Source organism: Pseudonocardia sp. Cha107L01 (assembly GCF_052566575.1).
Window position 1 is genome coordinate 5,449,627 of the sequence record NZ_CP199579.1, and the last position, 11,875, is coordinate 5,461,501.

An 11,875-nucleotide genomic window follows, 5' to 3' on the forward strand; every position below is an offset into this window, starting at 1 on the left:
CGCGTCGCGGCTGATGGCGACCCCGGTCTCGTCCCCGGCCCGGCCGGGCGACTCCCCGCCGGCGCCGGTCACGCCGCCGGTCGAGCGGCGCCGAGCGCGGTGGTCGGGGCACGGCGGCGCGCTGCCCTACCTGCTGCTCGCGCCCGCGCTGCTGTTCGAGCTGGTGGTGCACGTCATCCCGATGATCACCGGCGTGGTGATCAGCTTCCTCAAGCTCAACCAGTTCTACCTGCGGCACTGGCTCGACGCGCCGTTCGCCGGCCTCGCCAACTACCAGCTCTCGCTGGACTTCCACAGCGAGATCGGGGTGGACCTGCTGCGCTCGGTGGCCATTACGATCGCGTACAGCGTGGTCGTGGTGAGCTTCAGCTGGCTGTTCGGCATCTTCGGCGCGACGCTGCTGCAGCGCTCCATGCGCGGCCGCGCGGCGCTGCGCACGATCTTCCTGATCCCGTACGCGCTGCCGGTGTTCACCTCGGTGATCGTCTGGAAGTTCCTGCTCAACCAGGACAACGGGCTGGTCAACCACGTGCTGGCCCAACTGCACCTGGGCAGCGGCAAGCACTTCTGGCTGCTCGGCGACAGCGCGTTCTTCAGCATGGCGCTGGTCGGGGTGTGGCGGCTGTGGCCGTTCGCGCTGCTCACCCTGATGGCCGGCATGCAGTCCATCCCGACCGACCTGTACGAGGCGGCCGAGGTGGACGGTGCCAACCGGTGGCAGCAGTTCCGCAAGCTGACGGTGCCGATGCTGCGCCCGGTCAACCAGGTGCTGGTGCTGGTGCTGTTCCTCTGGACGTTCAACGACTTCAACGTGCCGTACACGCTGTTCGCCGGGTCGACGCCGGCCAGCGCGGACCTCATCTCGGTGCACATCAAGCAGAGCTCGTTCATCACCTGGAACTTCGGGCTGGGCTCGGCGATGTCGGTGCTGCTGCTGCTGTTCCTGCTGGTGGTCACGGTCGGCTACCTCGCGGTGACGTCGAGGAGGACCCGCGATGCATGAGTCCCGCTCGTACCGGCTGGTCAGGGCGGTCGGCCTGAGCTTCCTGTTCCTGTTCACCGTGCTGCCGCTCTACGTGATGCTGTCGACGTCGCTCAAGCCACTGGCCGACGTGCAGGACGACTTCCATTGGCTGCCGTCCACGATCACGCTGCGGCCGTTCGTGGATATCTGGTGGACGGTGCCGCTGGCCCGCTACTTCGGCAACAGCGTGGTCGTGGCCGGCTTCGCCAGCGTGCTCTCGGTGACCATCGCGGTGTTCGCCGCGTACGCGATCAGCCGGTACACCTTCCGGGGCCGGGAGATCTTCCGGATGGCGGTGCTGTCCACCCAGATGTTCCCAGGCATCCTGTTCCTGCTGCCGCTGTTCCTGATCTACGTCAACGTCGGCCAGGCCACCGGGATCAAGCTGAACGGCAACCTGTCCGGGCTGATCATCACCTACCTGACGTTCTCGCTGCCGTTCTCCATCTGGATGCTCGTCGGCTACTTCAACTCGATCCCGAGAGAGCTCGACGAGGCCGCCCTCGTGGACGGCGCGAGCCCGGTGCGGGCCCTGCTCTCGATCATCGTGCCGGCCGCAAAGCCGGGCATCGTGGCCGTCGGCATCTACTCGTTCATGACGTCGTGGAGCGAGTCGCTGTTCGCCTCGGTGCTCACCGACGAGAACTCCAAGACCCTCGCCGTCGGGCTGGCCGAGTACTCCACCCAGAACGCCGTCTACTGGAACCAGATCATGGCCGCCTCGCTGGTGGTCAGCCTGCCGGTGGTGCTCGGGTTCCTGCTGATGCAGCGGTACCTGGTGCAGGGCCTCACCGCCGGCGCCGTGAAGTAGCCGCCCCGCACAGTTCCGCCAACTGAAGGGAGAAGCGTGCCGATCCGGCGCCCCTCGAGAAAACTGACCGTCGACGGCGAGCCGACCAGCTGGCTCGGCGCGAACTTCTGGTCCCGCACCGGCGGTCCGCTGATGTGGCGCAACTACGATCCGGCCGTCGTGCGCGCCGAGCTGCGGGTGCTGGCCGAGCACGGGCTGCGGCAGACCCGGTCGTTCTTCTACTGGCCGGACTTCCACCCGGAGCCGGACCGGATCGACACCGCCAAGGTCGAGCTGTTCCGGGACTTCCTGGACGCGCACCGCGAGCAGGGCATGTCCTCGATCCCGACCTTCATCGTCGGGCACATGTCCGGGGAGAACTGGGACCCCGCCTGGCGCGGCGGCGGTCCCGATGGCACAGAACGTGACCTCTACGCCGACGTCTGGCTGGTCAGCAGGCAGGCCTGGTTCATCGAGCGGACGGTTGCGGCGCTGCACGAGCACCCGGCTGTTGCCGCCTGGCTGATCAGCAACGAGATGCCCATCTACGGCCGGCGCCGGGGTCAGCCCAGCGCGCCCACCCGGGACGTGACCAGCTGGGCGACGCTCATGGTCCAGGCGGTCCGGGCCGGCGGCGGCACCCAGCCGGTGTCGCTCGGGGACGGCGCCTGGGGGATCGAGGTGACCGGCGAGGACAACGGGTTCTCGGTGCGCCAGACCGGCGAGCTGGTGGACTTCGTCGGCCCGCACGTCTACCGGATGGAGACCGACCAGATCCGCCAGCACCTGGCCGCCGCGTTCCTCTGCGAGCTCTCCTCGGTGGCCGGCAAACCGGTGATCCTGGAGGAGTTCGGGCTGTCCACCGACTTCGTGTCGAGGCCGAACCAGGGGCACTACTACCGCCAGCAGCTGCACAACTCGCTGCTGGCCGGCGCTACCGGTTGGGTGGCGTGGAACAACACCGACTACGACAACCTGTCCGGGCAGGATCCGTACCGCCACCATCCGTTCGAGATGCACTTCGGCATCACCACGAACGCCGGTGAGCCGAAGGCGCCGCTGCTCGAGCTCGCCGAGTTCGCCCGGACCCTGGCCGCCGTCGACTTCGTGCACACCGAGCGCACCGACGCGGAGGCGGCGCTGGTGGTGACCAGCTATCTGGAGCGGGACTACCCGGTGTCCACGGCGGTGGACCGGAACTTCGCGTTCCGCACCCTGCGCCAGGGGTACGTGGCGGCGCGGGAGGCGAGCCTGCCGGTGGCGCTGACCCGCGAGGAGGACAGGCTGGCCGGCGACGCGAAGCTGTACCTGCTGCCCTGTGTGCGCCAGCTGCTCGCGCCGACCTGGCACCAGCTCGGCGAGCTCGCCGCCGGCGGCGCCACCGTGTACCTGTCGTTCTGCTCCGGCGAGCAGGACTTCCACCGGGCCTTCTGGCACCCGAGGCTGGACGAGATGTTCGGCGTCGAGCACGAGCTGGCGTACGGGCTGGTGAGCCCGATCCCCGACAACGAGGTGGAGTTCCACTTCACCGACGACTTCGGCTCGGTCAAGGCCGGCGAGGTCCTCCGGTTCGCCACCGGCGGCAACGAGAACAGCCGCGCGTTCCTGCCGGTCCAGCCCCGGGACGCGAAGGTCGTCGCGGTCGACGGGCACGGTCGGCCGGCGCTGTTGCGGCACGCCACCGGCACCGGCGAGACGATCCTGTGCACCTACCCGCTGGAGTACCTGGCCTCGGCGCGGGCGGCGGTGAACCCGGAGCCGACCTACCGGGTCTACGACGCGCTGGCCGAGGTCGCCGGGGTGCGCCGGGAGCTGGTGGTGGACGACCCGCGGGTGTTCACCGACACCCTGGTGCACGCCGGCGGGCGCCGCTTCGGCTGGTTCGTGAGCCAGCACGCCGAGGAGGTCACGGTGCGCCCGCGCACCGGTGCCCGCCTGGTCCCGCTGGGCGGCGGCCCGGCCGTGGACACCGTCACGCTGCCGCCGTTCGGCGCGGCGGTCCTGGAACTGGTGGAGGGAAAGTAGTGGCAGCCACAGACATCCCGGCGTTCCCGGCCGGCTTCGTGTGGGGGGCCGCCACGGCGGCGTACCAGATCGAGGGCGCGGTCGACGAGGGCGGCCGGGGCCGCTCCATCTGGGACACCTTCGCCGCGCTGCCCGGCAAGATCGCCCGAGGCGACACCGGCGAGGTGGCCTGCGACCACTACCACCGCTACCGCGACGACGTGGCGCTGCTCAAGGACCTCGGCGTCGGCTCGTACCGGTTCTCGGTGGCCTGGCCGAGGATCCAGCCGGACGGCAAGGGGCCGGCCAACCCCGAGGGCCTGGACTTCTACTCGCGGCTGGTCGACGAGCTGCTCGGCGCCGGGATCACCCCGTGCCTGACCCTCTACCACTGGGACCTGCCGCAGGCACTGGAGGACGCCGGCGGCTGGCGGGTGCGGGACACCGCCGAGCGGTTCGCCGAGTACGCCGGCATCGTGCACGCCGCGCTGGCCGACCGGGTGCCGATGTGGATCACGTTGAACGAGCCGTACTGCTCCTCGTTCATCGGCTACGCCGAGGGCCGGCACGCGCCGGGCGCCCGGGAGGGACACGGTGCGCTCGCCGCCGCGCACCACCTGCTGGTCGGGCACGGGCTGGCCGTGCAGGCGATGCGCGCGCAGGCTCACGGCGGCGAGCAGCTGGGCATCACGGTCAATCTCAGCCACGTCACCCCGGCCACCCAGGACGCGGCCGACGTGGCCGCCGCGGCGCGCAACGAGCTGCTGCTCAACCGGGTGTTCACCGACCCGCTGCTGGCCGGGCGGTACCCGGCGGGGGAGCGCGAGCTGTGGTCGCCGATCAGCGACTTCTCGTTCCGCCGGGACGGCGACCTGGAGCTGATCGGGCAGCCGCTGGACCTGCTCGGGCTGAACAACTACTTCCCGTCCTACGCCAAGCACGCGCCGACGGCCGACGAGGACCCGGCGTACCGGGTGGCCACCGACGTCAACGTGGTGGAGGCGCCGCCCGCCGAGCTGTCCCGCACCGCGATGGGCTGGCCGGTCGAACCCGCCGGGCTGGGCCGGCTGCTGCGCTGGCTGCGCGACGAGTACCCGGGCCTGCCGCCGATCTACATCACCGAGAACGGCAGCTCCTACCTCGACGCCCTGGCCCCGGACAAGAGCGTCGACGATCCCGGGCGGGTCGCCTACCTGGACGGGCACCTGCGCGCGGTCCGGGACGCCATCGCGGACGGGGTGGACGTGCGGGGCTACTACTGCTGGTCGCTGCTGGACAACTTCGAGTGGGCGCTGGGCTACGCGAAGCGCTTCGGGCTGGTGTACGTCGACTACCCGTCGCAGCTGCGCATCCCGAAGTCCAGCTACCACTGGTACCGGGACCTCATCGCCGGGCGGTGACCTGCGGGCCAGGTATGTTCGGCGGCAGGAAGCGGGCCGTCGTGGGTGCCGCGGTTGGTCGGAGAGGGTTAGCGCACTATGACGTCCGTACCGGACCTGCGTACCGCCAGTGACGATGTCGGGGGCCTGAGCCCGGTCGAGCCGAGCCTGGCCGGGATCACCGCGCCGAAGCCTGGCGGTACCCGCGCCGCCGAGCCGGACGCCGACATCGGCCGGCTGGTGGTGTCCTGCGTGGATGGCCCCGGCATCGTGGCGCAGGTGACGACGTTCCTGCACCGCAGGGGCGCCAACATCGTGCAGTCCGACCAGTACTCGACCGGCCCGGTGGGCGGCAGGTTCTTCCTGCGCACCGAGTTCCACCTGCCCGGGCTCGCCGAGGAGCTGCCCGGGCTGGAGCGCGCGTTCAGTGAGGAGGTGGCCGGCCCGCTGAACGCCGAGTTCCGGCTGCGGGACGCCGCGCGGCCGGTGCGGGTGGCGCTGTTCGTGTCCCGCTACGACCACTGCCTGCTCGACCTGTTGTGGCGCGCCCGGCGCGGCGAGCTCCCGTTGCAGGTCGAGCTGGTGGTGTCCAACCACCCGGACCTGGCCGCCGACGTGGCCGCGTTCGGGGTTCCGTTCGAGCACATCCCGGTCAGCAGGGCGACCAAGCCCGAGGCGGAGCAGCGCGAGCTCGACCTGCTGCGGGACCGGGTGGACCTGGTCGTGCTGGCCCGCTACATGCAGGTGCTGTCCGCCGACTTCCTGGAGCGGGTGGGCGTACCGGTGATCAACATTCACCACTCGTTCCTGCCCGCCTTCGCCGGCGCCGGGCCCTACGAGCAGGCCAAGAACCGCGGCGTGAAGCTGATCGGGGCCACCGCGCACTACGCCACCGAGGACCTCGACGAAGGCCCGATCATCGAGCAGGACGTGGTCCGGGTGACCCACCGGACCAGCGTGGCCGAGCTGACCCGCAGCGGCGCCGACATCGAGCGCACCGTGCTGGCCCGTGCGGTCAAGTGGCACTGCGAGGACCGGGTGCTGGTGGACGGCCGCACCACGATCGCCTTCTGACCGAGCCCCCTCGGGCGGTCCGGATCAGGTGCCGCCGATCGCCGGGAGATCGGCTGAGGTCGCCTCAGGAAGAGTGGCCGCGACCACTCGCCGATCCTTAGGGCTGCGTTGCATGTTTTGTTAGCCTCGCCTAATAATGAGGCCACTTAGCACTGCTCACCCAGCGACCGGGCGACCTGGCGGCGCCGGGCTGTGTGGCGGCGGCGTTGGAGGGACAGACATGTCGGACAACCCGTTTGATGATGAGAACGGTATCTTTTTCGCCCTGGTGAACGACGAGGGGCAGTACTCGCTGTGGCCGACGTTCGTCGCGGTGCCGGACGGCTGGTCGCAGGCCTACGGGCCCGCCGGGCGGAAGGCCTGCCTCGACCACATCGAGAGCGTGTGGACGGATCTGCGGCCGGCCAGCCTGGTGGCCCGGATGGAAAGCGGCACGGGGAGCGACACCGACAACAGCGCGGCGCGGCGGTCCCATGTCTGAGCGGGCCAACGGCGCGGCGGTGCTCGCGGACCGGCGGTACGCCCGGACCAGCGTCCGGCTCGGCGTCGACCCGATCACCGGCGGTGTCGGCCTGACCCGGGCCGTCGGCGGGTCGTTCCTGCTCTACGAACGGTCGGGTGAGGTGGCCGTCGGCTTCGGCGCGGCCGCCGAGATCGTGGTGAACCGCCACGAGATCCGACTGCGCGGTTTCGGCGGCGGTTTCGGCGGCGGTTTCGGCGGCGGCACTGCCGGCTGGCACCGGGTACCGACCGGTGAGCAGCCGTTGCAGCAGGTCCGCCAGCTGCTCGCGGAGACCGGCATCCCGGACTGGCGGGTGTACGGCTGGTTGGGCTTCGAGCTCAGCTACCTGCTGCACGGCATCCCCGAGGCGGCCGGCGATGCCACGCTCGGGCACCTGGTGGTGCCGGCGATGGAGGCCCGGCTGACCGCCGGAAACGCCGAGCTGCGGGCACTGCGGCTGGCGGATCTGGCCGACCTGTGCGGGCACGTGGAGCGGCTGACCGAGGTGCCCGTGCGGGTGCCCGGCGCGGCGATGAGCGACGACCTGGCCGGCGGCGAGGCCTACCGGGACACCGTGGCCGCCGCCGTCCGCGACATCCGGGCCGGGCAGCTGCAGAAGGTGATCCTGTCCCGGGTGGTGCCGGTCGACGGGGAGGTCGACCTGGCCGCCTCGTACCGGGCCGGGCGGCGGGGCAACACGCCGGCGCGCTCGTTCCTGCTCGACCTCGGCGACCTGCGCGCGGCCGGGTTCAGTCCGGAGACCGTCGTCGAGGTGCAGGCGGACGGCACGGTGTCCACCCAGCCGCTGGCCGGCACCAGGGCACTGACCGGGGACCCTGGCCAGGATGCGCTACTGCGCGCCGAGCTGCTCAACGACCCGAAGGAGATCTACGAGCACGCCGTCTCCGTGCACGGCGCCCAGCAGGAGCTCCGCGAGGTCTGCGCGGACGGTTCGGTGCTGGTCGAGGAGTTCATGGGGGTGCGCCGGCGGGGCAGTGTGCAGCACCTCGCGTCCCGGGTGTCCGGCCGGCTCGCCACCGGTCGCAACGGCTGGCACGCGCTGGCCGGGTTGTTCCCGGCGGTCACCGCCTCCGGGCTGCCCAAGGCGCCGGCCTGCCGCACGATCTCCCGGTACGAGCCGGAACAGCGCGGTCTGTACAGCGGAGTGGTGCTCGTGGCGGATGCCGAGGGCGCGCTGGACGCGGCGCTCGTGCTGCGCACCGTCTTCCAGCGGGACGGGCGCACCTGGCTGCGGGCCGGTGCCGGGATCGTCGAGCAGTCCACCCCGGAGCGTGAGTTCGAGGAGACCAGGGAGAAGCTGCGCAGCATCAGCCGGTTCCTGGTGCCGGTGGCCGAGCGGGCGCCGGTCGAGAGCCCGGTGGTCGTCCCGTGACCGTGCCCGCTGGCTCCGTGCCGGTGCTGGACGGGTTCACCCCGTGGCCGGGCGAGCTCGCCGAGCGCTACCGGGACGCGGGCTACTGGCGGCCGGACACGCTGGGCGGGCTGTTGCGGGCCTGGGCGGCGCGCTCCGGCGACACGGTGGCGGTGGTGGACGGCCGCCCGGACGGGCCGAGGCTGAGCTACGCGGAGCTGGACCGGCGGGCCGACGAGACCGCGGCGGGGCTGCGCGGGCTGGGCATCGAACCCGGCGACCGGGTGGTGGTGCACCTGCCGAACACCGTCGATTTTGTGGTGGCGCTGTTCGCCCTGCTGCGCTGCGCCGCCGTGCCGGTGCTCGCGCTGCCGGCCCACCGGTTCGTCGAGATCGAGCACTTCGCCCGCCTGTCCGACGCGGTGGCGTACCTGATCCCGGACCGGCACGAGGGTTTCGACTACCGCGAGCTGGCCGCCCGTGTCACCGAGGCGGTGCCCTCGCTCCGGCACGTGCTGGTGGCCGGCGACCCCGGCGAGTTCACCGGCCTCGACGCGCTGCCCGCCGGGCCGTCGGTGCCGCTGCCCGAGGTCGACCCGGGCGAGGTGGCGGTGCTGCTGATCTCCGGCGGCACCACCGGCAAGCCCAAGCTGATTCCCCGGACCCACCGCGACTACGCCTACAACGCCAGGGGCAGCGCCGAGGTCTGTGAGCTGACCAGCGACGACGTCTATCTGGCCAGCCTGCCGATCGCGCACAACTTCCCGCTGGCCTGCCCCGGGCTGCTCGGTGCGCTGGGCGTCGGCGCCACCGTCGTGCTGGCACCGGGACCCAGTCCGGACGTTTGCTTCGGGCTGATCGAGCGGGAGCGGGTGACGGTGACCGCGCTGGTGCCGCCGATGGCCAGGATGTGGGTCGAGACCGCCGCCTGGGACACCCGCGACCGGTCCAGCCTGCGGCTGCTGCAGGTCGGCGGCGCGAAGCTGGACGCGGATCTGGCCCGGCGCATCCCGCCGGCGCTGGGCTGCGCGGTGCAGCAGGTCTTCGGGATGGCCGAGGGGCTGCTCAACTTCACCCGGGCCGGGGACTCCGACGAACTGGTGGCCGGTACCCAGGGTCGGCCGCTGTCGCCCGCCGACGAGATCCGGGTGGTCGACGGCTGCGGTACGGCGGTGCCGCCGGGTGAGGTCGGCGAGCTGTGGACCCGGGGGCCGTACACGCTGCGCGGCTACTACCGGGCGGCGGAGTACAACGCCACCGCGTTCACCGCCGACGGCTTCTACCGGACCGGTGACCTGGTGCGCCGGCTACCCAGCGGGCACCTGGTGGTCGAGGGCCGGAGCAAGGACGTGATCAACCGCGGCGGCGAGAACGTCTCGGCGGCGGCGCTGGAGGAGCACCTGTTGGCGCACCCGGCGATCGCCCAGGTGGCGGTGCTCGGGGTTCCGGACGAGAGCGTCGGCGAGCGGGTCTACGCCGTCGTCACCCTCGAGGCGGGCGTCGAGCGGGCACCGAAGCTCCGGGAGATCGGGGCGTTCCTCGCCGAGCGCGGGCTGGCCAAGTTTTTCAACCCGGACAAGCTCGTGGTACGCGACGAGCTGCCGCTCACCGGTGTCGGCAAGATCGACAAACGGGAGCTGGCCGCCGGTCTCTGAGTACTTCTACCCAGGCCCGGGCTCAGGCCCGGCACCTCAGTCCCGGGCTCAGGCCTTGGCCGCCGCGGCCAGCTTCGGCAGTACCTGGTTCAACGCCCACTGGATGCTGAGCGGCGACGGGAACGCGAGCGCCACCGACGCGGTGTAGCCGAGCGGCACGTAACCGCCGCGCCGGACCGAGGTCAGGTTGGCGAACACCGGGTTCTTCGCGAGGTCGGCCAGCGCGTCCGGGGAGCCGGTGGCCAGCACCACGTCCGCGTCCAGCACGCTCAGGTTCTCCGGGCTGATCTGGGCCCTGCCCGGCAGGCCGGAGCTCGGCAGACCCAGCACGGTGGGGGACAGGCGCATGCCGAGCGCGGCGAGCAGCTTCGCGGACACGTCCTGGTTCGAGTTGACCGTGAACGCCCCGGCCGCGGTGGGCGCGATGACGTAGCTGAACGTCTTGCCGGCCAGTTCGGGGTGGGCCGAGCGCTGCCGGTCGATCTGGGCCTGGGTGTCGTCGGTGACCTTCCTCCCCTCGGCGGCGCGGCCGAGGGCGGTGGCCACGTTGGCCAGGCCCTGCTGCCAGGAGTCGCTGTTGACGGCGTCGACGTAGGTCACCACCGGGGCGATCTGGGACAGCTGCGGGTAGCTGCGGGTCAGGTTGTAGTCCTTCGTCGCCAGGATCACATCCGGTGCCAGCTTGGCCACGTCTTCGATCGGATCGCCGCCGATGACGTCGAACAACGTCGGTTTCGCGGCACCGAGCGCCGTCCCGGTCCACGGCTCGAGGCCGGCCCGGGTGTCGTTCGCCTTCGCGATGCCGACCGGGGTGATGCCCAGGGACAGCGCCAGGTCCGCGTCGGTCCAGCTCATGGCCACCACCCGGACCGGTTTCCGGTCGATCGTCGTGGTGCCGAACTTGCCGGTGACTCGGGCGTGGAACTCCCCGCCCGAGCTGTCGGCCGGCCCCGCGCCCGTCCCGCCGGAGCCGCACGCCGCCAGCACACCGACCAGCAGGACGGCGGCGAGCGGGCGGCGGACGCAGCGCCGGGCGTCCCCGAGCCATCGGAACATCAGGGCGGACTCCTGTCGTCGGTGCGGCGTCGGTTGGGCGCTGTCGTCGGTGCGCGGCAGGGCCAATTATAGGTGAGGCAACCCTAATTCAATGCTGACGAGCCGCTCAAGAGCTCGGCCGAGGGCCTCGCCGCGATGAGTTCCGGCCGGGTCGCGGGTCTGTTCTGGTGTCGTAGGACGTCGTACGACGCTGCCCGGCACGAGACACCACGGAGGACACCCATGACGACGACACCGAGTGACCCGACCACCTCGCTGCCCGGCCGACCGCCCGTCGTTGACCTGGCCACCTGGCAGGTCGCCCGCGACGAGCTCCTGGTCCGCGAGAAGGCCCACACCCGCGAGGGCGACGCCCTTGCCGCGGCCCGCCGCCGGCTGCCGATGGTGGAGTTCGACGGCACGGTCGAGGGCGTCGGCCCCGACGGCCCGGTTCCGTTCCTGGACCTGTTCCAGGGCCGCGACGAGCTCGTGGTCTACAAGCACATGTGGTGGGACGGCGCGCCGCACCAGGGGCAGTGCGAGGGCTGCACCAATGCCGCCTGGCACCTGAAGGACGCCGTCTACCTCAGTGCCCGCGGTGTCTCGTTCGCCGTCCTGACCACGGGCCGCTGGGACGAGGTGGCCTCGTTCGTCGCGTTCATGGGCTACACCCAGCCCTGGTACTCGGTGCGCGACGTGGCCGCGCCGGTCGGCGGCGACATGGGTCACCTCACCTGCTTCCTACGCGCCGCCGATCAACAAGGCGACCGCGTGTTCCTCACCTACTCCACGACGGGCCGTGGCAACGAGCGGTCAGCGGGTCCTTCGGCCTGCTCGACATGACGCCCTACGGCCGCGGCGAGGCGTGGGAGGACAACCCCGAGGGCCGGCCCGAGGGACGCCATTCGTGCTGGTACTGGCGCACGGACGCGGACGGGACTGCCACCTGGGGCCCGACCAGCCGCCCCGTACCGCAGTGGACCCGCCCCGGCGCAACACCCGTGGAAACCCTCGGCCGGGACGGCCACGACCACTGACGG

Annotated in this window: 9 protein-coding genes and 1 pseudogene; 9 read left to right on the forward strand and 1 reads right to left on the reverse strand. The window is 71.5% G+C overall.

The features are described 5' to 3' along the window. The first annotated feature begins 13 nt into the window (after window positions 1–13). The 8 genes from ACTXG6_RS25520 (at window position 14) to ACTXG6_RS25555 (ending at window position 9,800) form a co-directional block, all read left to right on the forward strand. A complete protein-coding gene (locus ACTXG6_RS25520; protein ID WP_445181906.1) occupies window positions 14–1,003 on the forward strand; it encodes a carbohydrate ABC transporter permease in 990 nt (329 codons plus the stop codon). Beyond that, a complete protein-coding gene (locus ACTXG6_RS25525) occupies window positions 996–1,835 on the forward strand; it encodes a carbohydrate ABC transporter permease (RefSeq protein ID WP_445181907.1) in 840 nt (279 codons plus the stop codon). Before ACTXG6_RS25520 ends, ACTXG6_RS25525 begins: the two co-directional genes overlap by 8 nt. Window positions 1,836–1,871: 36 nt before the next feature. Continuing rightward, window positions 1,872–3,839, forward strand: coding sequence for a glycoside hydrolase 5 family protein (locus ACTXG6_RS25530; RefSeq protein WP_445181908.1), 1,968 nt, complete (start codon window positions 1,872–1,874; stop codon window positions 3,837–3,839). Next, on the forward strand, window positions 3,839–5,218 hold the full coding sequence (locus ACTXG6_RS25535; RefSeq protein ID WP_445181909.1) for a GH1 family beta-glucosidase: 1,380 nt from the start codon (window positions 3,839–3,841) through the stop codon (window positions 5,216–5,218). Before ACTXG6_RS25530 ends, ACTXG6_RS25535 begins: the two co-directional genes overlap by 1 nt. A gap of 78 nt (window positions 5,219–5,296) precedes the next feature. Continuing rightward, window positions 5,297–6,271, forward strand: a complete 975-nt coding sequence (purU, locus tag ACTXG6_RS25540) for a formyltetrahydrofolate deformylase (protein ID WP_445181910.1) — start codon at window positions 5,297–5,299, stop codon at window positions 6,269–6,271. A gap of 220 nt (window positions 6,272–6,491) precedes the next feature. Next, entirely contained in the window at window positions 6,492–6,752 is a 261-nt protein-coding gene (locus tag ACTXG6_RS25545) for an MbtH family protein (protein ID WP_445181911.1), read from the forward strand. Then, a complete protein-coding gene (locus tag ACTXG6_RS25550) occupies window positions 6,745–8,166 on the forward strand; it encodes a salicylate synthase (RefSeq protein ID WP_445181912.1) in 1,422 nt (473 codons plus the stop codon). The genes ACTXG6_RS25545 and ACTXG6_RS25550 overlap by 8 nt, the downstream gene beginning before the upstream one ends. Beyond that, the gene (locus ACTXG6_RS25555; protein ID WP_445181913.1) at window positions 8,163–9,800 is read left to right on the forward strand and encodes a (2,3-dihydroxybenzoyl)adenylate synthase; all 1,638 of its coding nucleotides are present in this window, start codon (window positions 8,163–8,165) and stop codon (window positions 9,798–9,800) included. The genes ACTXG6_RS25550 and ACTXG6_RS25555 overlap by 4 nt, the downstream gene beginning before the upstream one ends. A 48-nt stretch (window positions 9,801–9,848) precedes the next feature. On the opposite strand, the gene ACTXG6_RS25560 is transcribed toward ACTXG6_RS25555, so the two are convergent. Beyond that, window positions 9,849–10,856: an iron-siderophore ABC transporter substrate-binding protein gene (locus ACTXG6_RS25560; RefSeq protein WP_445181914.1), complete on the reverse strand. Its 1,008-nt coding sequence runs from the start codon at window positions 10,854–10,856 to the stop codon at window positions 9,849–9,851. Window positions 10,857–11,078: 222 nt separating this feature from the next. On the opposite strand from ACTXG6_RS25560, the pseudogene ACTXG6_RS25565 reads away from it, so the two are divergent. After that, window positions 11,079–11,872: pseudogene (locus ACTXG6_RS25565) on the forward strand (DUF899 family protein). The last annotated feature ends 3 nt before the right edge of the window (window positions 11,873–11,875 follow it).